This window comes from Achromobacter sp. (genome assembly GCF_032102605.1).
GTDB lineage: Bacteria > Pseudomonadota > Gammaproteobacteria > Burkholderiales > Burkholderiaceae_B > Achromobacter.
Window position 1 is genome coordinate 387,104 of sequence record NZ_DAMDGT010000004.1, and the last position, 26,341, is coordinate 413,444.

Here is a 26,341-nt window from a genome sequence, read left to right on the forward strand (position 1 = left end):
GCCCCCTCGGGGGCAGCAAGCCCGCATGGCGGGCGCGGCTTTGGGGGCATTACCTTAAGGTGTAAAGCATGAGCAGGCTAACTGAACTGGAGCGGGCGCGACTGCGTTGGCGGGCGCGCCGCGGTCTGCTCGAAAACGACTTGATCATCACCCGGTATCTGGATGCCCACGAGGCTGAACTTACCGACGATGACGTGGCCGCATTGACCCAGCTTTTCGAGATGGGAGACAACGATCTTCTCGATTTGCTGCTGGCCCGTAAGGAACTCGAAGGCGACCTGGACACCCCCAGGCTTCGGACGATTATTGGCCAGATGCGCGCGCTCTGATTAATTGAGAGGAATAAACATGAACCTGTCTGACAAAAAAGCCACGCTATCCTTCTCGGATGGCAGCGCCCCCATTGAGTTCCCTGTCTACAAGGGCACGGTCGGTCCGGATGTGATCGACATCCGCAAGCTGTATGGTCAGACGGGCATGTTCACGTTCGACCCCGGCTTCATGTCGACGGCGGCCTGCGAATCGGGCATCACGTACATCGACGGCGACAAGGGCGAACTGCTGTACCGCGGCTACCCGATCGAGCAATTGGCCGTCAATTGCGACTTCATGGACATCTGCTACCTGATCCTGAACGGCGAACTGCCCAACAAGGACCAGAAGGCCGACTTCGACTCGCAAGTCACCCATCACACGATGGTGAACGAGCAGCTGCATTTCTTCCTGCGCGGCTTCCGCCGCGACGCGCACCCGATGGCTGTCCTGACGGGCCTGGTCGGCGCGCTGTCCGCGTTCTACCACGACTCCACCGACATCACGAACCCGCAGCATCGCCACATCTCGGCCATCCGCCTGATCGCCAAGATGCCGACGCTGGTTGCGATGGCCTATAAGTACTCGCAAGGCCAGCCGTTCATCTACCCGCAGAACGACCTGTCCTACACGGGCAACTTCCTGCGCATGATGTTCGCCACGCCGTGCGAAGACTACAAGGTCAACGAAGTCGTCGAGCGCGCGCTGGACCGCATCTTCATCCTGCACGCCGACCACGAGCAGAACGCGTCGACCTCCACCGTGCGTCTGTGCGGTTCGTCGGGCACCAACCCGTTCGCCGCCATTTCGGCCGGCGTGGCTTGCCTGTGGGGCCCGGCTCACGGCGGCGCCAACGAAGCTTGCCTGCAGATGCTGGAAGAACTGCAAGCCAACGGCGGCATCGCCAAGGTTGGCGAGTTCATGGAGAAGGTCAAGGACAAGAACTCGGGCGTGCGCCTGATGGGCTTTGGCCACCGCGTGTACAAGAACTACGATCCGCGCGCCAAGCTGATGCAGGAAACCTGCAAGGAAGTGCTCTCGGCCCTGGGCCTGGAAAACGACCCGCTGTTCAAGCTGGCCATGGAACTGGAACGCATCGCCCTGTCGGATCCGTACTTCGTGCAGCGCAAGCTGTACCCGAACGTGGACTTCTACTCGGGTATCGTCCAGCGCGCCATCGGCATCCCGACCTCGCTGTTCACGGCCATCTTCGCGCTGGCCCGCACGGTGGGCTGGATTGCCCAGTGGAACGAAATGCTGTCGGATCCCGACTACAAGATCGGCCGTCCGCGTCAGCTGTTCACCGGTTCGGTCACGCGCGACGTGCCCCCGATGGACAAGCGTTAATCCGCTTTCCGCGCTTCGGCAAGAAAACCGCCTTCGGGCGGTTTTTTTTCGTCTGCCCGCCGGAAAGTTTGCGGATATCATGCGTCCCATGATTCCGATAGCACTGCCTTCCGCCGGGTTTTTCATTCTGTTGTCCGCCGGCTTCTTTGCCGGACTGTTGCTCCTGGGCTGGGTGGTGGTGCTTGCGGCAAGCGCCGGCGCGCGCCGGACTGTCCGGAAATACTGGAAGACTTCTGCCGTGCTGTGCCTGGCGCTGGCGGCGCCGTTCAGCTTCTATGCCTGGTTTCAGGCCATGATGTGGCAGGTCGGAAGAGAGGTCGATCGCCGGGAAGCGGCGCGCAAGGTCACGCTGCAGCAGCCGACAATGGTGGGTGGCGTGAACATGCCAGCCGGCACGCGCCTGACGTTGCAGGACGAAGGATTGCTCGACACCTATATCGAGGCCACCTTCCCGCAGCCGGTGCCAATCCTGGGCGTCCAGGCGACGTCGGCGCGGCGCTACCTGAATACCGAATACGACAAAACGACGTACGAGACGCTGGGCCGGCATCCGCGCACGGTCATCCTGCGCGGCGTGGGCGAACAGACGGTGCAGGGCTGGCATTGCGACGCCACGCAGGACATCGAATTCGATGTGGCGCCCGACGGCGCCATGAAGATGTTCACGCAATGCGTGCTGGGGGCGGGCAATCAGGTCCAGGGCATGAACATTGAACACGGATCCGTTCTGCGCGGATCCGGCGGTACTGTCTACACGGACGGCTCGCGCGATACCGACCGTTGGCGGATCGAAGTCAACGATGACAAGGCGGTGCGGGCGTTTGGATTGTTCCTGAGCAGGCCGGGAATCTATCTGGATGAAGCGCGCAAGCTGGTGCGCATCTCTGATGCGGAGCTGGCGTGCCCGACGCAGTTTGGCGGGTTGGCCTACGCAGCCGGCACGCACTTCAAGACGGCGCGGCGCAGGACCGACGGCGAGAACGAGGCGTACCCCGGCATCCTGGTCTTCAGCCCATGGAATGGCGATGCGGCAACACGCGCGGGCTTCGAGGACGTGCCCGAGGGCATGTCGGTGCTGCAGACCCTGCAGGGCGAGGTCCTGGATATCGTGAAGAACGAAGCGGCGGGCGTGTTCCACTTCGACACCTTCATCGTCGACGGCAAAGAGCCGGAAAGGCCCGCCCGCGCGCGCTGTCCGTAGCCGGGTGCGTTAGAGCCCCATGCCGCGCGCCATCAGCACGGCGAAGAGCGGCAGGAAAATGAACAGGTGTGACGCGATCATCACCCAGCGTCGCGCGCGCTTGATCTCGGGCTGGGTGGGCACGAAGGCCGGTTGCTGGCGCGACTGCTTGGCCCAGCGCAGGAAGGTCAGCGTGGGCGGGATGGAACAGAGCGCGATGATGACGAACAGCGTGATCTTCGCGTGGAACCACGGGTTGCTCATGTAGAACGCCGCGCCCTTGATGCCGAGCGTCAGGCGCAGCACGCCCGTGACGAGAACGAGGATGGCGCTGACGCCGTAGAGGCGATCGTAGATGATCAGGCGTTTAACGCCGGCGGCTGTCAGGTCCGGGCGCAGTAGTACGGCTTCGGCGGTCAGCACCACCACCAGTACGAAGATGGCCAGGTAATGGAACCAGGCATACATTGCATCGGCCAGCATGTCGTCTCCAGGGAAAAGGACAAGCTAGGTTTTACCATTCGCGCGCGCGCGCCGGCCAGCGCCGATGCAGGGCGCGCCGCGTTTGCAGGCTTTCCGCATGGGCCGAGAGCCAGCCCAAAAAAAGGGCGCCCTGAGTAGGGCGCCCTTGGCATTGCAGCGAAGCTACGCGATCAACGACGGCGCTTCTTGGCCTCTTCGGCCGCTTCCTGCTGCGCGTCGACGACGGCCAGCGCCGTCATGTTGACGATGCGGCGCACGGTGGCGCTGGTGGTCAGGATGTGCACGGGGCGCGCGGCGCCCAGCAGGATCGGGCCCATCGCGACGCCATTGCTGCCCGTCATCTTCAGCATGTTGTACGTGATGTTGCCGGTGTCCAGATTGGGCATGACCAGCAGGTTGGCCGGACCCTTCAGCGTGCTGTCCGGATAGGCCAGGACGCGGATCTTTTCCGACAGGGCGGCGTCGGCGTGCATTTCGCCGTCGACTTCCAGGTCAGGGGCGCGGTCTTGCACGATCTGGCGCGCGGCCGACATCTTGCGCGACGATTCCGTGACACGGCTGCCGAAGTTGGAGTGCGACAGCAGCGCAATCTTGGGCACCACGCCGAAACGCAGCATTTCGTCGGCAGCCTGGATGGTGATGCTGGCGATCTCTTCGGCCGACGGATTTTCGTTGACGTGCGTGTCGGTGACGAACAGCGTCTGGTCGGGCAGCATCAGCACGTTCAGGGCGGCGTACGTCTGGCCTTCCTTCTTGCCGATGATTTCGTCGACATACTTGAGCTGGTTGTCGTACTTGCTGGCCACGCCGCACAGCAGCGCGTCGGCGTCGCCGCGACGCAGCAGCATCGCGCCGATCAGCGTGTTGTGCTTGCGGATCATCGCCTTGGCGATGGCCGGCGTCACGCCTTCGCGGCCCTTCAACTGGTAGTACGCGTTCCAGGTCTCGTTGAAACGGTTGTCGTCTTCCGGATCCACGATCTCGAAGTGCTGGCCGGCGATGAGGCGCAGGCCTGCCTTCTGGATGCGCATCTCGATGACGGCGGGACGGCCGATCAGGATCGGGAACGCCAGCTTTTCGTCGGCGACCGTCTGCACGGCGCGCAGGACGCGTTCGTCTTCGCCGTCGGCGTAGATGACGCGCTTGGGCGCCTTCTTGGCCTGGGCGAACAACGGACGCATCAGCTGGCCCGAGTGGTACACGAAGCCCATGAGCTTCTGGCGGTAGGCCTCGATGTCTTCGATGGGACGGGCGGCGACGCCGGAGTCGGCGGCGGCCTGGGCCACGGCCGGCGCGATCTGGACGATCAGGCGCGGGTCGAAAGGCTTGGGAATGATGTAGTCCGGACCGAACGACAGTTCCTGGCCGGCGTAGGCGCGGGCCACTTCATCGTTCTGTTCGGCCTGGGCCAGATCGGCGATGGCTTTGACGCACGCCAGCTTCATTTCTTCGGTGATGCGCGAGGCGCCGGCATCCATGGCGCCGCGGAAGATGAAGGGGAAGCACAGCACGTTGTTGACCTGGTTCGGGTAGTCCGAACGGCCGGTCGCGATGATGCAGTCAGGGCGGGCGGCCTTGGCGACTTCAGGGCGGATCTCGGGTTCCGGATTGGCCAGGGCCAGGATCAGCGGGCGGTCGGCCATGGTCTTGACCATGTCGCCCGTCAGCACGCCGGCGGTGGAGCAGCCCAGGAACACGTCGGCGCCATTGACCACGTCGGCCAGCGTGCGCGCGTCGGTCTTCTGCGCGTAGCGCTTCTTGTTGGCCTCCATGTTTTCTTCACGGCCTTCCCAGATGACGCCGCGGGAGTCGATCACGTAGATGTTCTCGCGCTTGATGCCCAGGTGCACCAGCAGGTCCAGGCAGGCGATGGCGGCTGCGCCGGCGCCGGAGCACGCCAGCTTCACCGAGCCGATGTCCTTGTTCACGACCTTCAGGCCGTTCAGGATGGCGGCCGACGAGATGATGGCGGTGCCGTGCTGATCGTCGTGGAAGACGGGAATCTTCATGCGCTCGCGCAGCTTCTTTTCGATGTAGAAGCACTCGGGCGCCTTGATGTCTTCCAGGTTGACGCCGCCCAGCGTGGGTTCCAGCGCGGCGATGATGTCAACCAGCTTGTCCGGATCGTTTTCGGCCAGTTCGATGTCGAACACGTCGATGCCGGCGAACTTCTTGAAGAGGCAACCCTTGCCTTCCATGACAGGCTTGGCGGCCAGCGGCCCGATGTTGCCCAGGCCCAGCACGGCGGTGCCGTTGGTGATCACGCCCACGAGGTTGCCGCGCGACGTGTACTTGGATGCCGCGTCGTCGCCCTGGTCGAAAATGGCCATGCAAGCCGCCGCCACGCCGGGCGAGTAGGCCAGGGACAGGTCGTCCTGGTTGGCCAGGGTCTTGGTCGGGGTGACCGAGATTTTGCCGGGGGTGGGGTAGGCGTGGTAATCCAACGCCAGTTTGGTGAGAGTTTCGTCCATGGGATCGGGGCCTGTAAGGGCTAACTGAAAAGGAAGCAGGGATGACAAAGGCGGGCTCGCGGCCCGCCGTATTCTTTGCGAAATGCTTGGGGAACACCCGTATTTCACCAGAAAGCGCGGGTGCTTGGTTGCTGCACTGCAGCGATCCATTGGCTTTTAATCAAAAAACCGGCCGGTCGCGCCAGCCGAATGGATGACGGCCAATGGATGCCGCGAGGCTAGATTTCCCAGGGCGGCGCCTGCCGGTTGTCCGCGTTCAGCTTCTGGCGCAGCGCCTTCACGTCATCCTGTCTGCCCAGGCTGTCCAGCGCGTACAGCACGATCCAGTCGGCGCTGACTTCGAAGAAATCACGCAGCTGGGCACGCGTGTCGCTGCGGCCGAAACCGTCGGTGCCCAGCGTGCGGTAGGGCGCGGGCACCCAGGCGCGGATCTGTTCGGGCACGGCGCGGACGTAGTCGCTGGCGGCGATTACCGGCGCTGTGCTGGCGCCCAGGCACGCGCGCACCCAGTCGTCTTCCGATGCGGTGGCGAGGCCAAGCACGCGCGCCCGCTCGGCCTGGCGCCCGCTGCGGGCCAGTTCCGAAAAGCTGGTGACGCTCCAGACCTCGGCATTCACGCCGTATTCCGCCTGCAGGCGGGCGGCCGCGATCTCGGATTCTCGCAGCATGGGGCCGGCGCCCAGCAGCCGCACGTCGACGGCTCCGGGGGCAGGGCGCAGGCGGTACAGGCCGCGCAGGATGCCTTCGCGCACGCCCGGATCCGCCGGCATGTCGGGCTGGGCCAGGTTTTCGTTGGTGACGGTCAGGTAGAAGAATTCGTCGCGCTGTTCGTCCAGCATGCGGCGCATGCCGTGTTCGACGATGACGGCGACCTCGAAGGCGTAGGCCGGGTCATAGGCCCGGCAATTGGGCACGGCGGCGGCCACGATATGGCTGGATCCATCCTGGTGCTGCAGGCCTTCGCCGCCCAGCGTGGTTCGGCCGGACGTCGCCCCGATGAGAAAGCCCCGGGTGCGCTGGTCGGCGGCGGCCCAGATCAGGTCGCCGATGCGCTGGAAACCGAACATCGAGTAATAGATGTAGAAGGGCAGCATGGGCAGGCCGTTGACCGAATAGCTGGTGCCCGCCGCCGTCCATGAGGAAATCGCGCCGGCCTCGGTGATGCCTTCTTCCAGGATCTGCCCGTCGCGGGCCTCGCGGTAGTACAGCACCGACCCGATGTCTTCGGGTTCGTAGAGCTGGCCCTGCGCGGAATAGATGCCGATCTGCCGGAACAGATTGGCCATGCCGAAGGTGCGCGCCTCGTCCGCCACGATGGGCACGATGCGCGGCCCCACGGTGGGGTCCTTGAGCAGCGCGGTCAGCATGCGCACGATGGCCATGGTGGACGACATTTCCTTGCCGTCGGCGGCCAGGGCGAAGCGCGCCCATTGGTCCGCGGCCGGCGGCGCCAGCCGCGGAGCCTGCGATTGGCGCCGCGGAATGTGGCCGCCCAGGGCGGCGCGGCGCGCCTGCAGGTGGCGCATCTCGGCGCTGTCGTCGGCAGGGCGGTGGAACTTGAGCGCCAGGCAATCGGCGTCGGAAATGGGCAGCGCGAAGCGGTCGCGGAAGGCCAGCAGCGCTTCGTCGTCCAGCTTCTTCTGCTGGTGCGTGGTCATCTTGCCCTGGCCGGCCGTGCCCATGCCGAAGCCCTTCTTGGTCTGCGCCAGGATGACGGTGGGCTGGCCGCGATGGCGCGCGGCGCGGTGATACGCGGCATGGATCTTCACCATGTCGTGGCCGCCGCGATGGAGGCGGTCAATGGCCTCGTCGGACCAGTCGGCCACAAGGGCCGCAAGCTCGGGATTCTGGTTGAAGAAATGCGCGCGGTTGAACGCGCCATCGTTGGCCGCGAAGGTCTGGAACTGGCCGTCGACGGTGTTGGCGAAGGCGCGGGCCAGCGCGCCGCCGGTATCCCGGCGCAGCAGCGCGTCCCAGTCGCTGCCCCAGACCAGCTTGATGACGTTCCAGCCGGCTCCCGCGTAGAGCGTTTCAAGTTCGTCGATGATGCGGCCGTTGCCGCGCACCGGGCCGTCCAGCCGCTGCAGGTTGCAATTGACGACGAAGATCAGATTGTCGAGCTTTTCGCGCGCCGCCAGTGTCAACGCGGCAATGGACTCGGGTTCGTCCATTTCGCCGTCGCCGAAGATGCCCCAGACCTTCCGGTCCGCGGCCGGCACCAGCGACCGGTGCTCCAGGTACCGCATGAAGCGCGCCTGGTAGATCGCGTTGATGGGACCAATGCCCATGGAGCCGGTGGGAAATTGCCAGAAATCGGGCATCAGCCACGGGTGGGGATAGGAGGACAGGCCGCGCAGGCCCCGCGCGGTGGCGGTGATTTCCTGGCGGAAGTGCGCCAGGTCGTCCTCGCCCAGGAAGCCTTCCAGGTAGGCGCGGGCATAGACGCCGGGCGCCGAGTGCGGCTGCATGTAGACGATGTCGCCCGGGCTGTCGGGCGTGCGGGCGCGGAAGAAATGATTGAAGCCCACTTCGAACAGGTCGGCCGCGGACGCGTAGCTGGCGATGTGTCCGCCGAGTTCGCCGTGGGCCTGATTGGCGCGCACCACCATGGCCAGCGCGTTCCAGCGGTTGATGCGCGCGATGCGTTCTTCGACGGCCAGGTTGCCGGGGAACGGCGGTTCCTGGTCGGCCGGGATGGTGTTCAGGTAGGGGGTGCGAGTCTGGCTGTTGGCACGCAGGCCGAGAGACGCGGCGTGGCCCAGGACGCTGTCCAGCACATAGCCGGCTCGCTCGGCTCCCTCGGCCTGGAGCAGGGACTGCAGCGCGTCGCGCCATTCGGCGGTTTCGGCGGGGTCTGCGTCGTCTTGATGGGCCGGTCCGGGAAATGCTTGGCGTGGGTCGAGCATGGTGGGCTTGTCTCCTGTTTTATCACTCATGCTAGACCCTAGCCGCAGGCATGAGTAATCAAAATCCTGGTAGAAATCCGCGCGTTTCAGCATATTCTGTTGTCTGGTTTTCGCGCCACGGCAGGTTCTACCGCGGGATCGTGCTTACGGTCGGTGACCATGGGGTGGACGCCGAGGCGCTAGAATGCGCGGCTAACAATAGGGAGAAACCCATGACCGAACCCATGCGCGTCCCTGCGGAAGTCACCTTGCCGGAACTGACGTTCCGGGGCGTCCTGCTCGGCGCCTTGATCACCGTCATTTTCACGGCTTCGAATGTCTTCCTGGGGCTGAAGGTCGGCCTGACGTTTTCCTCCGCCATTCCCGCGGCGGTGATCTCGATGTCGGTCCTGCGCATGTTCAAGGACGCCAACATCCTTGAAAACAACATGGTGCAGACGCAGGCCTCGGCAGCCGGCACCCTGTCCTCCATCATTTTCATCCTGCCGGCCCTGGTCATGATGGGCCACTGGCAGGGCTTTCCGTTCTGGCAGACGCTGGGCATCTGCGCCGCTGGCGGCATGCTGGGGGTGATGTTCACCATCCCGCTGCGCCACGTGATGGTGGTTCAGAGCGACCTGCCGTATCCGGAAGGCGTGGCCGCGGCAGAAATCCTTCGCGTCGGCAGCGCCGAACGCGAGCAGGACGCCGAGCAAACCGGCGCACGGGCGTCCGCCAAGCCTGCCGAGACGGGCATGGGCGACATCGTCGCCGGCGGCCTGGCCGCCGCCGTGGTCAGCTTCGCGGCCAGCGGGCTGCGGGTGCTGGGCGACAGCGTCAGCGGGTGGGTCGCGCTGGGCGGGGCCGTGTTCCGCCTGCCCATGGGTTTTTCGCTGGCGCTGCTTGGCGCGGGCTACCTGATCGGCATCGTGGCGGGGCTGGCGATGCTGACCGGACTGATCATCGCGTGGGGCATCGCGGTGCCCATCCTGACCGCCATGGGCGACATGCCGGCCGGCGCAACGCTGGCGTCCTACGCCACGGGCCTGTGGTCTTCACAGGTGCGTTTCATCGGCGCGGGCGTCATCGGCGTGGGCGCCATCTGGACGCTCGCGACGCTGTTCGTGCCGATGGCGCGCGGCGTGAAGGCCTCGTTTTCGGCGCTGACCAAGGAAGGCGCCGCGCGCGCCGGCAGCGCCCCGCGCACCGAACGCGACCTGTCGGCCGGCTGGATCTCGATCGTGACGCTGGTGCTCGTGGCGATCCTGGTAATCACATTCCAGGTCTTCCTGGCCGGTGCGCCGCTGTCGGCCGGCGCCATCTGGAAGCTTGTGGCGTACGCGGTGCTGTTCGCCTTTGTGTTCGGCTTTCTCGTGGCGGCGGCCTGCGGCTACATGGCCGGCCTGGTGGGCTCGTCGACCAGCCCGATCTCCGGCGTCGGCATCGTCGCCATCGTGCTGGTTTCCGTGCTGATGCTGGGCGTGGGCGGCGAACTGATGGCCGTGCAGAACGGCGTGCAGATGGCGATCGCCCTGGCGATCTTCAGCACGTCGGCCGTGGTGGCGGTGGCATCCATTTCCAACGACAACCTGCAGGACCTGAAGACCGGATGGCTGGTAGGCGCGACGCCGTGGCGCCAGCAGGTGGCGCTGCTGATCGGCTGCGTGGTCGGTGCCGCCGTGATCTCGCCGGTGCTCGAGCTGCTGTACAACGCCTACGGTTTCGCGGACGCGATGCCGCGCGAGGGCATGGACCCGGCGCAGGCGCTGTCCGCGCCGCAGGCAACGCTGATGCTGGCGATTGCCCGCGGCATCTTCACGCACCAATTGAACTGGACGATGATCCTGATCGGCATGGCGGTGGGCGTGGGCCTCATCGTGGTGGACGAAATCCTGAAGCGCACCTGCAAGGTCGCGCGCATCCCCGTGCTGGCGGTGGGCATCGGCATCTACCTGCCGCCGACCGTGGCCGCGCCCATCGTGGTGGGAGCCCTGCTGGCCTGGCTGCTCGAAGGCGCCTTGCGCCGCCGGGCCGCCGCCGCCGGCCAGCCTTACGACAGCTATGCCGAGGCGGCGAACCGTCGCGGAGTGCTGATTGCTTCGGGGCTGATCGTTGGCGAAAGCCTGGTGGGCGTGCTGATGGCGGCGATCATCGGAGCTGCCGGCACCGATGCCCCGCTGGCGATCGCGGGCGAAGGCTTCGAGGGAACGGCTTCCTATCTGGGCCTGGCCGTGTTCGCGCTGGTGGCAGTGCTGTTCTGGCGCCGCGTCATGCGGTTGGCGTAGCGGCGGGAACAGGCGCCGGGCCTCACGTTGACCGCAGCAGGTCGGACAGCGTGCGCGCGATGACCTTCGTGGCGCGGCGCAGATCTTCCAGTGCCACGCGTTCGTCGCTGCGCTTGGCGTGCGATTCCAGCACCGTGCGCGGTCCCGCGCCATAGATCACGCCGGGTACGCCGGCTTCGGCGTACAGCCGCACGTCGGTGTACAACGGCGTGCCCATCGCGGGTATCGGTTCGCCGAAAAGATCTTCGCCATGCTTCTGGATGGCCTGCGCCAGCGGTTGTGCGCCGTCCAGGGGGCGCATCGAATTGGCCAGCAGCAGGCGTTTGATGTCCACGCGGATGCCAGGCATTGTCGCGGCGGCTTCCTGGATGATGCGGCGGATGTCGGTCTCGACGTCGCCGGCGTTCTCCTCGGGGATCATGCGGCGGTCCAGCTTGAAGCTGACCTTGCCGGGCACCACGTTGGTGTTGGTGCCGCCCTCGATGCGCCCCACGTTCAGGTAGGGATGGGAGATGCCGGGGACCTGGGACGTGACCTGCCGGTACAGCGCGTTCTGGGCGTACAGGGCGTTGAGGATCGCGACGGCGCCCTGCAATGCATCCACCCCGCTGCTGGGAATGGCGGCATGGGCCATCTTGCCATGCACCGTCACCTCCATCTGCAGGCAGCCGTTGTGGGCAGTCACGACTTCGTAGCTGAATCCGGCGGCGATCATCAGGTCGGGCTTGGTCAGGCCCTGCCGCAACAGCCAGCCGGGGCCAAGCAGGCCGCCGAATTCTTCGTCGTAGGTGAAGTGCAGCTCGACCGCGCCGCGGGCCGGCCGCGCGACCGCCTCGAGCGCGCGCAGGGCGAAGGTGAAGCTGGCGAAGTCGCTTTTGCTGACGGCGGCGGCGCGGCCGTAGAGGTTGCCGTTTTCGATCTCGGCGCCATAGGGGTCATGCGTCCATCCGTCGCCCGGGGGCACCACGTCGCCGTGGGCATTGAGCGCGATGCAAGGGCCCTCCTTGCCGTATTCGCGGCGCACGATGAGATTGGTGATGGACTGCATGCCGTAGTCCTGCACATCCTGCGCGGGAACGGGATGCGCGTCGGCCTCCAGGCCGAAGCCTTGCAGCAGTTCCGCGGTGCGCGCGGCGTGCGGCGCATTGTTGCCGGGCGGCGTGTCAGTGGGCACGCGCACCAGTTCCTGCAGGAAGCGGACCTCTTCGTCGAAGTGGTCGTCGATCCAGGCGTCGAGTCGGGCGTAATCGGTCATGGCGTTATGTCGTGGTTTCGTGGTCCAGCGCATCCAGCAGGCCCAGCATGGCGAGGGCGGCCAGCTCGATGTCGTCGCTGGTGGTGGATTCGGACGGGTTGTGGCTGATGCCGTTGTTCTGGCCGCGCACGAACAGCATGGCCTGGGGCATGATTTCGTGCAGCTTCATGGCGTCGTGTCCCGCGCCGCTGGGCATGCGGTGCACGGGCACGCCCAAGGCGTCCACCGCGCGCTCCCAGCGTTGCTGCCAGCGCGGATCGCTGGGCGCGGCGGCGGCGCGCATCGTTTCTTCCAGCGCATAGCGCAGGCCGCGGCGCTGGCAGATGGCGGCCAGTTCGGCCAGCACGTCGTCGACTAGCGCGTCGCGCTGCGCATCGCTGGGGGCACGCAGATCCAGGCTGAATCGGCACTCGCCGGGCACGACGTTGATCGACCCGCTGGGCACCTCAAGCATCCCGACGGTGCCGACCGAGTCTCCATCGCTTGCCGCGCGGCGCTCGACGAACAGTGCCAGTTCGGCGGCGGCCAGGGCAGCGTCGCGGCGGCGGTTCATGGGCGTGGTGCCCGCATGGCTTGCCAGACCCAGGATCTGCACCTGATGGCGCACGCAGCCGTTGATCGACGTGACGACGCTCAGCGGCAGCCCCAGTTCATACAGGACCGGGCCCTGTTCGATGTGCACCTCGACAAAGCCCAGATAATTGGCCGGGTCGCGCCGCAGGGAGGGAATATCGTCGCTGCGCAGTCCGGCCGCCGTCATGGCGTCGCGCATCGAAATGCCGTCGGCGTCTTTCTGGTCCAGCCATTCGGGCTTGAAGCCGCCGATCAGCGCGCCCGATCCCAGGAAAGTCGCCCGATAACGCTGGCCTTCCTCTTCGGCGAATGCGATGACTTCCACATCGAACGACAGGCGGCGGCCCTGCCGGTGCAGTTCTCGCACGCAGGCCATGGGCACGAAGATCCCCAGCCTTCCGTCGTACTTGCCGGCGTTGCGCACGGTGTCGAAGTGGCTGCCGGTCATCAGCGTGGGGGCGCCCGGGCGGGCGGCGCGATAGCGGCCAACCACGTTGCCGACCGCGTCGACGGTGATTTCGTCGAAGCCGCAGTCACGCATCCATTCAGAAATGCGCCGCGCGCAAGCAAGATGCGCGTCGGTCAGGTACGTGACCGTCAACTGGCCTTTTTCGGCATAGCCGGGGTCGCTGTAGGCGCTGAGCGCTTCGTGCCAGTCCCAGATGTGATTGCCCAACGCCGGCTCGCCGAACCGCTCACGCAAGGCGAGTTCGGCGGCGCGATGGACGTGGCGCAGGGATTCTTCCAGTTCGGCGTCGGGCGGGTTGTCCAGCCGCCGGGCAAGGTCGTCCAGAAGTTGGCGGCCATCCAGGGCCGTGCCTCGCGGCCCGCGCGGGGCGGCGATCGGCGCACGTCCGAAACGATCCGCATAGGCGGCGCCCAGTTGCGCCAGGCGGGCGGTTTCTTCGGCGCTGGCGCCGGCCGGCTGCGGCAGGCCGGCGTGTTCGCTGACCAGCGCCGCGCGGGCCTCGGGGGCCGCCGCGTCCACGGCTTGCCGCAGGCGCTGGCGCAAGTCGGCCACCGAACGAAAGGGGCGCGATTCGAGCGCCTGCGCCGCAACCCATGGCGCCTGCGGGTACACGTCGCCAAGCAAGGCTTGCGCCTGGGCTGGCGTGGCGGCGTTAAGGTCATCTACGGTGTGAGCCATGGTCGTCCTGATCAACGGGCGGGGGTGTAGGGATGAGTGGCTTTCCAGTGCCGGGCGATATCCAGCCTGCGGCAAACCCAGACGCGGTCGTGACGCGCGATGTGGTCCAGAAAGCGTTGCAGTGCGACGATGCGTCCGGGCCGGCCCAGCAGCCGGCAATGCATGCCGACGCTGAGCATCTTGGGCGCTTCGTCGCCTTCGGCGTACAGCGCGTCGAAGCTGTCTTTCAAGTATTGGAAGAATGGTTCGGCGTGGGAGTAGCCCTGCGGCAGCGCGAAGCGCATGTCGTTGCAATCCAGCGTGTAAGGCACGATGAGCTGCGGCGCCACCGAGCCATCCGTCTTGCGCACCTGCATCCAGAAGGGCAGGTCGTCGCCGTAATAGTTGCTGTCGTACTCGAACCCGCCGTCATCCGCCACCAGACGGCGCGTGCGCGGACTGTCGCGCCCGGTGTACCAGCCCAGCGGACGCGTGCCGGTCAGCGCGGTGATGGCATCCATGGCAAGCCGCATGTGCTCGCGCTCCGTGGCTTCGTCCACGTTCTGGTAGTGAATCCAGCGCCAACCGTGGCAGGCAATCTCATGGCCGAGTTCAACGAACGCAGCGGTCAGGTCCGGATGTCGCTGCAAGGCCATCCCGACGCCGAACACGGTCAATGGCAATTGGCGCTTTTCGAATTCGCGCAGGATGCGCCACACGCCGGCCCTCGAACCATATTCGTAGATGCCTTCCATGCTCAGGTGGCGTTCCGGATAGCTTGCCGGATTGAACATCTCGGACAGGAACTGCTCGGACCCGGCGTCGCCGTGGAGGACGCTGTTTTCGCCGCCTTCCTCGTAATTCAGCACGAACTGCACGGCGATGCGGGCATTGCCCGGCCACTGCGCATGAGGCGGATTGCGTCCATAGCCGATAAGGTCGCGAGGGTAGGGCAACGTGGTGTCGTAGGCGGGCATCTGCAAACCGGCGGCTGGCCAGGTGGGTGGGCTGGGCACGACGCGGCGTGGCCACCGCTTCGTGTATACAAAGTATGTACATCAAAATGCGCGGTCGGCGCTATCCGCGATTGCCCTACGCCTGTAGTTCGCGCGCGGCTGGGGCGGCCTTGAACAGCTCCGCGTCCATGAAGTCGATGAAGGCGCGCAGCTTGGGCGCCAGGTGCTTGCTCGATGGCCATAACAGCCGGAAGGTGCCCTGGTGCTCGATGTGACCGTCCAGCACCGGGACGAGATCGCCCCTTTCGACCGCCGGTCGAACCAGGAAATCCGGCAGGCATGCGATCCCCAGCCCCGCGACGGCCACATCCAGCAAGGCCGCGGACGTGTTGCAGACCATCGAAACCGGCAGCGCCCATTCCAATGAATCGGGCGCGCGTTTCAATGGCCACGGTTCGAGTTTTCCGGTGCTGGGAAATTTGTGCTGCAGGCAGGCGTGATGCGCAAGGTCGCCGGGATGGTCAGGTGTTCCGCGGCTTGCCAGATAGGCGGGCGATGCGACGAGTTGCAGCCGATAGTGGCCAACGGGACGCGAAACCAGGCGCGAGTCCGTCGGCTCGCCCGTGCGCATGACGACGTCAAAGCCCTCGTTGATTACGTCCACCAGGCGGTCCGAGAAATCCACGTCGAGTCCGATGGCGGGATAGCGGTGCATGAACGCGGTAAGCGCCGGCATGATCAGCATGCCGACCAGGGGCAGGCTGATGCGCAGCCGGCCTCGCGGCGCTTGCCGGGTTTCGGAAAGCTCCAGTTCCGCCGTTTCGATCTCGCAAAGGATGCGGCGGCAGCGTTCGAGGAACACGGCGCCCTCGGCGGTGAGTGTGATGCTGCGCGTGCTGCGATGCAGCAGGCGCACGCCCAGACGCGATTCCAGCCGGCAAACGCTTTTGCCGACGGCGGACGCGGACACGCCGAGGTTGCGGGCCGCCTCCGAATAATTGAGGGTATCCGCCGCCTGGACGAAGAACGCGATGGCGCTGAGTGATTCAACCATGGCTCGATTCAAGACTATTTGTCCGATATGTTTTGAACAGCGGCATTATTGTCCCGGATCGACTCTCCCTCCAACATGGCTGCCTTCATTCAACACGGGCTGGTCGCGCGCGCTGCGCCGCCACCGGCCGCTGAAAAAGGTAGAACATGGCTGGTTCCCCAACCACGGCCGTCGGCCGCGGCGCGCAAAGTGCGCGCCTTCCCATTGCATCGCTGCTGGCTCTGGCGTTGGCCGGCTTCGTCACTATCCTGACCGAAGCGCTTCCGGCCGGCCTGTTGCCGCAGATCAGCGCCGGCCTGAATATTTCCGAGGCGTTGGCCGGGCAGCTGGTCACCGTCTATGCGGTGGGTTCGCTGGTGGCGGCCATCCCCCTGACCGCCGCTACCCAGGGCGCGCGCCGGCGCCCGTTGCTGCTGTCGGCGATCGCCGGTTTCGTGGTGGCCAATACCATTACCGCGCTGTCCACCAGCTATGTATTGACGATGGTGGCCCGGTTTCTGGCAGGCGTGTCCGCCGGCCTGTTATGGGCGCTGGCGGCGGGCTATGCCGCGCGCATGGTTCCCGACCGCCAGAAGGGGCGCGCCATTGCCATCGCCATGGTGGGCACGCCATTGGCGTTGTCGCTGGGTGTGCCGGCGGGCACCTTTCTGGGCAACCTGGTGGGCTGGCGGTTGTGCTTCGGCGTCATGAGCGCGCTGGCGTTGGTACTGATGGTGTGGGTGCGGATCCAGGTTCCGGATTTTGCGGGGCAGGGGGCGGGCAAGCGGTCCTCGCTGCGTAGCGTGTGGGTCATGCCCGGCGTGCGCTCGGTGCTGTTCGTGGTGTTCGCATTCGTCCTGGCCCACAACATCCTCTATACGTACATCGCGCCGTTCCTGGCTTCGACGGGCATGGGCGACCGGACGGACCTGATCCTGCTGGTGTTCGGCCTGGCGTCTCTGGTGGGGCTCTGGATCATTGGCGTGCTGATCGACACCCATCTGCGTGCGCTTACCCTGGCCAGCACGGTCCTGTTCGCCCTCGCCGCGCTGATCCTGGGGGTGGCCGCCACCATGCCCATCGCGGTGTACGCGGCGGGGGCGGCCTGGGGGGTGGCCTTCGGCGGAGCGCCCACGCTGTTCCAGACCGCGCTCGCAAAGACCGCCGGGAATGCGGCCGACGTGGCGCAGTCGATGCTGGTCACGGCCTGGAACCTGGCGATCGCCGGGGGCGGAATCGTTGGCGGCCTTCTGCTCGACGGCGTTGGAGTCGACGCGTTTGCGCCCGCGCTGCTGGCCCTGCTGGCGGCAACGCTGATCGTGTTGCGAGCCGCCAGGCATCATGGCTTTCCCGCGGTGGCCGGGCAGGGGGCCTAGGTCATCGCAGGTCGCTGCAGGGCCATGCCGTGACACCGAAGCCGCTATCCGTTCCGGTAGAGAAAGCTGTAGGCGTTGATCGCCGGCACCCCTCCCAGGTGCGCATACAAAACGCGTGATCCGGCGGGAAGCTCGCCCCGGCTGATGATGTCCATCATGCCCTGCATGGATTTTCCTTCGTACACCGGGTCCGTCACCATGCCTTCCAGACGGGCGCAGGTGCGGATGGCTTCGTTGGTCTCGGCCGATGGCAGTCCGTAGGCGGGGTAGGCGTAGCGCGTGTCCAGCACCACGTCCTTGTCTTCGATCGGCTTGTCCAGCCCGACCAGGTCGGCGGTGCGCCGCGCGATGCGCAGGATCTGGGCCCGCGTCTGGTCCGGCGTGGCCGAGGCGTCGATGCCGATGACGCGGTCCGCGCGGCCGTCGGCCGCGAAGCCCACCACCATGCCGGCCTGCGTGCTGCCCGTCACCGCGCAGACGACGATGTAGTCAAACTTGAAACCCAGGTCGGCTTCCTGGCGCCGCACTTCTTCGGCAAATCCCACATAGCCCAGGCCGCCCAGTTCGTGGTCGGACGCGCCCGCCGGAATGGCGTATGGCTTGCCGCCGCGTCGCTTCACCTCTTCCAGCGCGTCTTCCCAGCTGCGTCGAAATCCGATGTCGAAGCCCTGGTCCACCAGGCGCACGTCCGCGCCCATCAGGCGGCTCATCATGATGTTGCCCACCCGGTCGTAGACGGCGTCCGAATAGTCCACCCAGTTTTCCTGCACCAGCACGCAGGCCAGCCCCAGCTTGGCGGCGACCGCCGCGACCATGCGAGTGTGATTGGACTGGATGCCGCCAATAGTCACCAGCGTGTCGCAGCCTTGTTCCAGCGCCTGCGGAATCAGGTATTCCAGTTTGCGCAGCTTGTTGCCGCCGAAGGCCAGGCCGCTGTTGCAGTCCTCGCGTTTGGCGTAGATCTCGACCTTGCCTCCCAAGTACTGGGAAAGACGGTCCAGCTTTTCGATCGGGGTGTCGCCGAATGTCAGACGGTGACGGGGAAATCGTTGCAGATCCATGGTGGCTCCTGGTGATCCGGGCGGGCCCGCGCTTTGCGGCGCGGTTCGCAAAAATCATAGAAATCATGGGATTGAACGGTCAATTGCGTATTTTTTTAATTCGTCGAATCGGGGATCGGATTTTTTCGAGCCTATGGATTTATTATTTTTTATATTAGTAATCCGGCGAAATTAAATTTTCAGGGACATATCAATGACCGCCGTTTTCACACTGGACCGCATAGACCGCCAGATCCTGCGCATCCTGCAGGACGACGCGCAGATAACGAACCTGGACCTGAGCGCACGCGTCCATCTCAGCCCGGCGGCGTGCCTGCGCCGGGTCGAACGCCTGAAAAGCGAAGGCATCATCAGAAAAACGGTCGCGTTGCTGGATCCCGCCGATGTGGACATGGCGACGCTTGTCATCGTCGGCGTGGTGCTGGACCGCTCGACGCCCGAGTCGTTCACCGACTTCGAGGCAGCAGCCAAGGGCATCAGCGGTTGCCTGGAATGCCACCTGGTGGCGGGCGAGTTCGACTACTTCCTGATGCTGCGCATACGCGATCTGGAACGCTTCAACAAGCTGCATGCGGGCGAGATCATCAAGCTGCCTGGCGTACGCCAGATCCGCACCTTTTTCGTGTTGAAAGAGATTTTATCGACCACGGCATTGCCAGTTTGACGCGGCTTAAATGCAACACTCGTCTTTCATGCTAATAAAAATGACGCGCTGCGGCATTTTGCAATGACGGATTTTGGTGGCGTGTAGACGGCGCAATGTCAGTGGTTGGACGGACATTCCTTCGCCGCATGACAGCATTCCGAAAGCGCTTTTGCGCCACAAAATTGCAGGAAGACGCCCGTAAACTCAAAGGGTTATACTTTCATTCCATAGGCTTTCAAGGCTTGTACACCGCCTTCTGCCCCTGCTATCCGCTTAACGGGAAGCCCGTGTCGCGGAAGGTTTTCCTGCATCGTCTCGAGTGAAGCACTCGTAAAGGTGAAGCGATATGTCTTCGGAAATAGAATCTCTATCCACGTCTTACCTCTTTGGGGGTAATGCCCCGTATGTCGAGGAGCTTTACGAAGCCTACCTCGATAACCCCGGTTCGGTACCTGACAACTGGCGCGAGTATTTCGACCAGCTGCAGCACGCTCCCGCAACCGACGGCCAGGAGTCCACTCGAGACCAGGCCCACGCTCCCATCGTCGAATCGTTCGCCCAGCGCGCCAAGGCCAATGCCTTCGTGCAACGCGCCGCCGAACCCGACCTGAGCGTCGCCAGCAAGCAGGTGTCGGTGCAATCGCTGATCGCCGCCTACCGCTCGCTGGGCTCGCGCTGGGCCGACCTGGATCCGCTCAAGCGCCAGGAACGTCCCCCGATCCCGGAACTCGATCCCGCCTTCTACGGCCTGACCGAAGCCGATCTGGACCAGACCTACTCGGCCACCAACACCTACTTCACGACCGCCAGCACCATGACGCTGCGCGACATCCTGAAGGCGCTGCGCGACACCTACTGCCGCAGCATCGGTGCAGAATTCACCCATATCTCCGACCCCGCCGCCAAGCGCTGGATCCAGGAACGCCTGGAAACCACCCTGGGCGCGCCCACGTATTCGGTCGAAGAAAAGCGCCACATCCTGCAGCAGCTCACCGAGTCCGAAGGCCTCGAACGCTTCCTGCACACCAAGTACGTCGGCCAGAAGCGCTTCTCGCTGGAAGGCGGCGAAAGCTTCATCGCCTCGATGGACGAAGTGGTCAACCACGCCGGTGAAAACGGCGTCCAGGAAATCGTGGTCGGCATGGCCCACCGCGGCCGCCTGAACCTGCTCGTGAACATCATGGGCAAGATGCCCGGCGACCTGTTCGCCGAGTTCGAAGGCAAGCACGCCGAAGGCCTGACCGACGGCGACGTGAAGTACCACAACGGCTTCTCCAGCGACCTGTCCACGCGCGGCGGCCCCGTCCACCTGTCGCTGGCCTTCAACCCGTCGCACCTTGAAATCGTCAACCCCGTCGTCGAAGGCAGCGTGCGCGCTCGCCAGGAACGCCGCGGCGACGCCGAAGGCCAGCAAGTGCTGCCGGTGCTGGTGCACGGCGACGCGGCCTTCGCCGGCCAGGGTGTCGTGATGGAAACCCTGAACCTGGCCCAGACGCGCGGCTACGGCACGGGTGGCACGCTGCACATCGTCATCAACAACCAGATCGGCTTCACCACGTCCGACCCGCGCGATTCGCGTTCGACGCTGTATTGCACCGACGTGGTCAAGATGATCGAAGCCCCGGTGTTCCACGTCAACGGCGACGATCCCGAAGCCGTGGTGTTCGTCACCAAGCTGGCCTTGGACTACCGCCAGCAGTTCCGTCACGACGTCGTCGTCGACATCGTCTGCTTCCGCAAGCTGGGCCACAACGAGCAAGACACCCCGTCGCTGACGCAGCCCCTGATGTACAAGCGCATCGGCCATCACCCCGGCACGCGCAAGCTGTACGCCGACAAGCTGACCACGCAAGGCGTGCTGGCCGACGGCGAAGCCGATCAGCTCGTCAAGGACTACCGCCAGCTCATGGAAGACGGCCAGCGCACCATTGAACCGGTGCTGACCGACTACAAGAGCAAGTACGCCATCGACTGGTCGCCGTTCCTGGGCGCCAAGTGGACCGACCAGGCCGACACCGCCGTGCCGCTGGCTGAACTGAAGCGCATCGGCGAACGCATCACCACCGTGCCGGAAGGCTTCACGGTGCACCCGCTGGTCGCCAAGCTGCTGAACGACCGTCGCACCATGGCCAAGGGCGAAATGAACCTGGACTGGGGCATGGGCGAACACCTCGCCTTCGCGACCCTCGTGTCCTCGGGCTACGCCATCCGCATCACCGGCCAGGACTCGGGCCGCGGCACGTTCACGCACCGCCACGCCGTGCTGCACGACCAGAACCGCGAACGCTGGAACGACGGCACCTTCATTCCGCTGCAGAACGTGTCGGAAGGCCAGGCTCCGTTCACCGTGATCGACTCCGTGCTGTCCGAAGAGGCTGTGCTGGGCTTTGAATACGGCTACTCCAGCGCCGAGCCCAACACGCTGACCATCTGGGAAGGCCAGTTCGGCGACTTCGTCAACGGCGCCCAGGTCGTGATCGACCAGTTCATCAGCTCCGGCGAAGCCAAGTGGGGCCGCCAGTCGGGCCTGACCCTGATGCTGCCGCACGGCTACGAAGGCCAAGGCCCCGAGCACTCGTCGGGCCGCATCGAGCGCTTCCTGCAGCTTTGCGCCGACAACAACATGCAGGTCATCCAGCCGACGTCGGCTTCGCAGATCTTCCACGTTCTGCGCCGCCAGATGATCCGTCCGTTCCGCAAGCCGCTGGTGTTGTTCACGCCGAAGTCGCTGCTGCGCAACAAGGATGCGGGTTCGCCCCTGACCGATCTGGCCGGCGGCAGCTTCCGCCCGGTGATCGGCGAGGTCGACGACGCCATCGACGCCAGCAAGGTCAAGCGCGTCCTGGCTTGCTCGGGCAAGGTCTACTACGACCTGGTCAACGCCCGCCGCGAGCGTGGCGCCGACAACGTCGCCATCGTCCGCGTCGAACAGCTGTATCCGTTTGCGCACAAGTCGTTCGAAGCCGAGCTGCGCAAGTACCCGAAGGCCACCGAGGTGATCTGGGTTCAGGACGAACCCCAGAACCAAGGCGCCTGGTTCTACGTTCAGCATCACGTGTACGAGAACATGGTCGAAGGCCAGAAGCTGGGCTACGCAGGCCGTGCCGCTTCGGCATCGCCGGCCGTGGGCTACCTGGCCAAGCACCAGGAGCAGCAGAAGGCCCTGATCGAAACGGCCTTCGCGCCCAAGTTCAAGGTCATGTTGACGAAGTAACCTTTACTTGATGCACGCGCCGCGGGCGGCAAGTGTTCCGGAACCCCGTTTCGAACCTTGCCGCGCCGCGTGACAAGAACACACTCTTTACGGAATAAATAAAATGGCTATTACCGACGTCGTCGTTCCCCAACTTTCCGAATCCGTTTCCGAAGCGACCCTGCTGACCTGGAAGAAGCAGCCGGGCGCTGCCGTCGAAGCCGACGAAATCCTGATCGAAGTCGAAACCGACAAGGTCGTGCTGGAAGTGCCGGCCCCCGCCTCGGGCGTGCTGGCTGAAATCGTCAAGGGCGATGGCAGCACCGTGACCTCCGGCGAAGTGCTGGCCCGCATCGACACGGCCGCCAAGGCCGGCGCTGCCGCCACCGCGCCCGCCGAAGCCCCCAAGGCTGCCGAGCAAGCCGCCGCTGCTCCCGCGCCCGCCGCTGCCGCACCGGCCTCGACCGCCGCTGCCGGCGTCGCGTCGCCCGCCGCTTCCAAGATCCTGGCCGAGAAGGGCGTTGACGCCGCTTCCGTGGCTGGCTCGGGCCGTGACGGCCGTGTGACCAAGGGCGATGCCCTGGCCGCCAGCGCCGCTCCCGCCAAGGCCGCCCCGGCCAAGGCTGCCGCTGCTCCCGCCCCGACCACGCTGTCGCTGGACGGCCGTCCGGAACAGCGCGTGCCGATGAGCCGCCTGCGCGCCCGCATCGCCGAGCGCCTGCTGCAGTCGCAACAGGAAAACGCGATCCTGACCACGTTCAACGAAGTGAACATGCAGGCGGTCATCGATCTGCGCGCCAAGTACAAGGACAAGTTCGAAAAGGAACACGGCATCAAGCTGGGCTTCATGTCGTTCTTCGTCAAGGCCGCTGTCGCCGCCCTGAAGAAGTACCCGCTGATCAATGCTTCGATCGACGGCAAGGACATCATCTATCACGGCTACTTCGACATCGGCATCGCTGTCGGCAGCCCGCGCGGCCTGGTTGTGCCGATCCTGCGCAACGCCGACCAGCTGTCCATCGCCGACATCGAAAAGACCATCGCCGACTTCGGCCGCCGCGCTGCCGACGGCAAGCTGGGCATTGAAGAAATGACCGGCGGCACGTTCTCGATCTCCAACGGCGGCGTGTTCGGTTCGATGCTGTCGACCCCGATCATCAACCCGCCGCAATCGGCCATCCTGGGCGTGCACGCCACGAAGGATCGCGCCGTCGTCGAAAACGGCCAGATCGTCATCCGCCCGATGAACTACCTGGCCCTGTCCTACGACCACCGCATCATCGACGGCCGCGAAGCCGTGCTGGGCCTGGTCGCCATGAAGGACGCCCTGGAAGATCCGCAGCGCCTGTTGCTGGACCTGTAATCTCGACGCCCCTGGCCGGCGCCGCGCGCAACCCCCGGGTTCCGCGGCGCCCGGGCCGGCTCCCCGCCGGTCCGCAGCCCCCAGCCGCTGGGCGGGGCGTGCTCCACCCCAATCCTCATTCGCGAGAACACTATGTCCAAACAATTTGACGTCGTCGTGATCGGCGCCGGCCCCGGCGGCTACATCGCCGCCATCCGCGCCGCGCAACTCGGCATGTCGGTGGCTTGCATCGACGCCTGGCAGAATGGCCAAGGCGGCCCGGCTCCTGGCGGCACCTGCACCAACGTCGGCTGCATCCCGTCCAAGGCGCTGCTGCAATCGTCGGAACACTTCGAACAAGCCAACCACCACTTCGCCGAGCACGGCATCGAAGTCAAGGGCGTGAGCCTGAAGCTCGACACGCTGATCGGCCGCAAGAACACGGTGGTCAAGCAGAACAACGACGGCATCCTGTACCTGTTCAAGAAGAACAAGGTCACGTTCTTCCATGGCAAGGGCGCCTTCGCCGGCCAGGTCGACGGCGGCTGGGCCATCAAGGTCACCGGCACCGCCGAGGAAGACCTCGTCGCCAAGCACGTGGTCGTCGCCACCGGTTCGTCGGCGCGTGAACTGCCCGGCCTGCCGTTCGACGAAAAGGTCGTGCTGTCCAACGACGGCGCGCTGAACATCGGCGCCGTGCCCAAGACGCTGGGCGTCATCGGCGCCGGCGTGATCGGCCTGGAAATGGGCAGCGTGTGGCGCCGCCTGGGTTCCGAAGTCACGATCCTGGAAGCGATGCCGGAATTCCTGGCCGCTGCTGACGCGCAAGTGGCCAAGGAAGCCCTGAAGGCCTTCACCAAGCAAGGCTTGAACATCCAGATGGGCGTCAAGATCGGCGAGATCAAGGCGACCGCCAAGTCGGTGACCGTGCCTTACGTCGACGCCAAGGGCGCCGAACAGAAGCTGGTGGTGGACAAGCTGATCGTCTCGATCGGCCGCGTTCCCTACACCGGCGGCCTGAATGCCGACGCCGTTGGCCTGAAGCTGGACGAGCGCGGCTTCGTCGCCGTGGACGGCGACTGCAAGACCAACCTGCCGAACGTCTGGGCGGTGGGCGACGTGGTGCGCGGCCCGATGCTGGCGCACAAGGCCGAAGAAGAGGGCGTGGCGGTTGCCGAGCGCATCGCCGGCCAGCACGGCCACGTCAACTTCGACACCGTGCCGTGGGTCATCTACACCTCGCCGGAAATCGCCTGGGTTGGCAAGACCGAGCAGCAGCTCAAGGCCGAAGGCCGCGAGTACAAGGCCGGCAGCTTCCCGTTCCTGGCCAACGGCCGCGCCCGCGCGCTGGGCGACACCACCGGCTTTGCCAAGGTGATCGCCGATGCCAAGACCGACGAAGTCCTGGGCGTGCACATCGTGGGCCCGATGGCCTCGGAACTGATCTCGGAAGCCGTGACCATCATGGAATTCCGCGGCGCCGCCGAAGACATCGCCCGCATCTGCCACGCGCACCCGACCCTGTCGGAAGCCGTGAAGGAAGCCGCTCTGGCCGTGGACAAGCGCGCGCTGAACTTCTAAGTCGCGCTTGACTTTTGCAAGACCGGGGGCGGGTTCCAGGACCCGCCCTTTTCTTTATCGCCTTATTCCATTCAGCCTGATCCGCTTCCCACATGAACGTCAGCGAATACTACGAACACGCCTTGGCCGAACGCGGCTACAAGCCCGACGACGCGCAGAAGACGGCGATCGACCGCTTGCAGCGCTATTACGACGAATGGATCAAGTTCAAGTCGATGCGCTCGAATGCGCTGAAAAAGCTGCTTAACCGCCCCGACGTGCCGCGCGGCGTCTATCTGTGGGGCGGCGTGGGCCGCGGCAAGAGCTTCCTGATGGACGCCTTCTACGCCACCGTGCCCGTCGTGCGCAAGACGCGCCTGCATTTCCACGAGTTCATGCGCGGCGTGCACCGCGAACTCGAAGAAGTGAAGGGCATGCAGGATCCGCTGGACGAGGTGGCGCGGCGCGTGGCCAAGCGCTATCGCTTGATCTGCTTTGACGAATTCCACGTGTCCGATGTGGCGGACGCGATGATTCTGCACCGTCTACTGTTCAAGCTGTTCGAATACGGCACGTCCTTCGTGATGACGTCCAACTACGAACCGTCGACGCTGTACACCGACGGGCTGCATCGCGACCGCGTGCTGCCGGCCATCGCGCTGATCCAGGCGCGGATGGACGTCATGAACGTGGACGCCGGCGTGGACTACCGCCGGCGCTCGCTGGAGCAGGTGCAGTGCTATCACACGCCGCTGGACGAACATGCCCAGCAGGCGCTGCAAGCCGCCTTCAACAGCTTGGCGGACACCCCTCCGCAGGAGCCCCTGCTGCATATCGAGCATCGCGAGATCCGCGCCCTGGCGCTGGGCGGCTCGGTGGTGTGGTTCGACTTCGCCACGTTGTGCGGCGGGCCCCGTTCGCAGAACGACTACCTCGAGCTGGCGAACCGCTTTCACGCGGTGATCCTGTCGGGCGTGCCCAGGATGGGTCCGCGGCAGGCGTCGGAGGCGCGCCGGTTCACCTGGCTGATCGACGTGTTCTACGACCATCGCGTCAAGCTGATCATGTCCGCCGAGTGCGAGCCCGAGGAGATCTATACCGAAGGGGCGCTGGCCAACGAGTTCCATCGCACGGTCTCGCGCATCCTGGAAATGCAGTCGCGCGAATACCTGGAATCCGAGCGCCGATTGGCGGCGTCGTTGTAGTTATGCTGCATCCGGTCCGATTTTTTCGGGCCGGACCGCCTTAGTCATTGTT

General features: G+C 65.2%; 18 protein-coding genes. 10 read left to right on the forward strand and 8 right to left on the reverse strand.

Going from position 1 to position 26,341, the window contains the following annotated elements; translation table 11 throughout:
* Positions 1 to 68: 68 nt before the first annotated feature.
* The 3 genes from RT614_RS12250 to RT614_RS12260 all read left to right on the forward strand — a co-directional run bounded on the left by RT614_RS12250 (position 69) and on the right by RT614_RS12260 (position 2,860).
* Positions 69 to 329: a succinate dehydrogenase assembly factor 2 gene (locus tag RT614_RS12250; RefSeq protein WP_076519448.1), complete on the forward strand. Its 261-nt coding sequence runs from the start codon at positions 69 to 71 to the stop codon at positions 327 to 329.
* Positions 330 to 348: 19 nt separating this feature from the next.
* Entirely contained in the window at positions 349 to 1,659 is a 1,311-nt protein-coding gene (locus RT614_RS12255) for a citrate synthase (RefSeq protein WP_013392312.1), read from the forward strand.
* Between the two features lie 88 nt (positions 1,660 to 1,747).
* Positions 1,748 to 2,860, forward strand: coding sequence for a hypothetical protein (locus RT614_RS12260; RefSeq protein WP_313622369.1), 1,113 nt, complete (start codon positions 1,748 to 1,750; stop codon positions 2,858 to 2,860).
* 9 nt (positions 2,861 to 2,869) lie between these two features.
* Here RT614_RS12260 and RT614_RS12265 read toward each other — a convergent pair whose 3' ends face one another.
* The 3 genes from RT614_RS12265 to mdeB all read right to left on the reverse strand — a co-directional run bounded on the left by RT614_RS12265 (position 2,870) and on the right by mdeB (position 8,699).
* On the reverse strand, positions 2,870 to 3,322 hold the full coding sequence (locus tag RT614_RS12265; RefSeq protein WP_313622370.1) for a DUF2214 family protein: 453 nt from the start codon (positions 3,320 to 3,322) through the stop codon (positions 2,870 to 2,872).
* Positions 3,323 to 3,492: 170 nt separating this feature from the next.
* A complete protein-coding gene (locus RT614_RS12270) occupies positions 3,493 to 5,793 on the reverse strand; it encodes an NADP-dependent malic enzyme (RefSeq protein WP_313622371.1) in 2,301 nt (766 codons plus the stop codon).
* 218 nt (positions 5,794 to 6,011) lie between these two features.
* Positions 6,012 to 8,699 carry an alpha-ketoglutarate dehydrogenase gene (gene mdeB / locus RT614_RS12275; protein ID WP_313622372.1) on the reverse strand — a complete coding sequence of 896 codons (2,688 nt, stop codon included), beginning with the start codon at positions 8,697 to 8,699 and terminating at the stop codon, positions 6,012 to 6,014.
* Between the two features lie 212 nt (positions 8,700 to 8,911).
* Here mdeB and RT614_RS12280 point away from each other — a divergent pair, with 212 nt between their 5' ends.
* Positions 8,912 to 10,963 carry an OPT family oligopeptide transporter gene (locus RT614_RS12280; protein ID WP_313622373.1) on the forward strand — a complete coding sequence of 684 codons (2,052 nt, stop codon included), beginning with the start codon at positions 8,912 to 8,914 and terminating at the stop codon, positions 10,961 to 10,963.
* Positions 10,964 to 10,985: 22 nt separating this feature from the next.
* On the opposite strand, the gene RT614_RS12285 is transcribed toward RT614_RS12280, so the two are convergent.
* From RT614_RS12285 to RT614_RS12300, 4 genes are all read right to left on the reverse strand, one after another.
* Entirely contained in the window at positions 10,986 to 12,218 is a 1,233-nt protein-coding gene (locus RT614_RS12285; RefSeq protein WP_313622374.1) for a M20 family metallopeptidase, read from the reverse strand.
* 4 nt (positions 12,219 to 12,222) lie between these two features.
* Positions 12,223 to 13,938: a hydantoinase/carbamoylase family amidase gene (locus RT614_RS12290; RefSeq protein ID WP_313622375.1), complete on the reverse strand. Its 1,716-nt coding sequence runs from the start codon at positions 13,936 to 13,938 to the stop codon at positions 12,223 to 12,225.
* Between the two features lie 11 nt (positions 13,939 to 13,949).
* Complete coding sequence (gene puuE / locus RT614_RS12295) at positions 13,950 to 14,894, reverse strand: allantoinase PuuE (RefSeq protein ID WP_313622376.1); 945 nt, start codon at positions 14,892 to 14,894, stop codon at positions 13,950 to 13,952.
* A gap of 115 nt (positions 14,895 to 15,009) precedes the next feature.
* On the reverse strand, positions 15,010 to 15,927 hold the full coding sequence (locus RT614_RS12300) for a LysR family transcriptional regulator (protein ID WP_313622377.1): 918 nt from the start codon (positions 15,925 to 15,927) through the stop codon (positions 15,010 to 15,012).
* Between the two features lie 146 nt (positions 15,928 to 16,073).
* Between RT614_RS12300 and RT614_RS12305 the strand changes: the two genes are divergently transcribed.
* Positions 16,074 to 17,282 carry an MFS transporter gene (locus tag RT614_RS12305; protein ID WP_313622378.1) on the forward strand — a complete coding sequence of 403 codons (1,209 nt, stop codon included), beginning with the start codon at positions 16,074 to 16,076 and terminating at the stop codon, positions 17,280 to 17,282.
* A 44-nt stretch (positions 17,283 to 17,326) separates the two neighbouring features.
* On the opposite strand, the gene RT614_RS12310 is transcribed toward RT614_RS12305, so the two are convergent.
* Positions 17,327 to 18,343 (reverse strand): 1-aminocyclopropane-1-carboxylate deaminase, encoded by a 1,017-nt coding sequence (locus RT614_RS12310; protein WP_313622379.1) that lies wholly within the window; start codon positions 18,341 to 18,343, stop codon positions 17,327 to 17,329.
* Between the two features lie 193 nt (positions 18,344 to 18,536).
* Between RT614_RS12310 and RT614_RS12315 the strand changes: the two genes are divergently transcribed.
* The 5 genes from RT614_RS12315 to zapE all read left to right on the forward strand — a co-directional run bounded on the left by RT614_RS12315 (position 18,537) and on the right by zapE (position 26,289).
* Positions 18,537 to 19,007 (forward strand): Lrp/AsnC family transcriptional regulator, encoded by a 471-nt coding sequence (locus RT614_RS12315; RefSeq protein WP_313622380.1) that lies wholly within the window; start codon positions 18,537 to 18,539, stop codon positions 19,005 to 19,007.
* A 328-nt stretch (positions 19,008 to 19,335) separates the two neighbouring features.
* Entirely contained in the window at positions 19,336 to 22,203 is a 2,868-nt protein-coding gene (locus RT614_RS12320) for a 2-oxoglutarate dehydrogenase E1 component (protein WP_313622381.1), read from the forward strand.
* A 103-nt stretch (positions 22,204 to 22,306) separates the two neighbouring features.
* The gene (gene odhB / locus RT614_RS12325; RefSeq protein WP_175122879.1) at positions 22,307 to 23,545 is read left to right on the forward strand and encodes a 2-oxoglutarate dehydrogenase complex dihydrolipoyllysine-residue succinyltransferase; all 1,239 of its coding nucleotides are present in this window, start codon (positions 22,307 to 22,309) and stop codon (positions 23,543 to 23,545) included.
* Positions 23,546 to 23,677: 132 nt separating this feature from the next.
* The gene (gene lpdA / locus RT614_RS12330) at positions 23,678 to 25,105 is read left to right on the forward strand and encodes a dihydrolipoyl dehydrogenase (protein ID WP_313622382.1); all 1,428 of its coding nucleotides are present in this window, start codon (positions 23,678 to 23,680) and stop codon (positions 25,103 to 25,105) included.
* Between the two features lie 92 nt (positions 25,106 to 25,197).
* Positions 25,198 to 26,289 (forward strand): cell division protein ZapE, encoded by a 1,092-nt coding sequence (gene zapE / locus RT614_RS12335; RefSeq protein WP_313622383.1) that lies wholly within the window; start codon positions 25,198 to 25,200, stop codon positions 26,287 to 26,289.
* Positions 26,290 to 26,341: the final 52 nt, after the last annotated feature.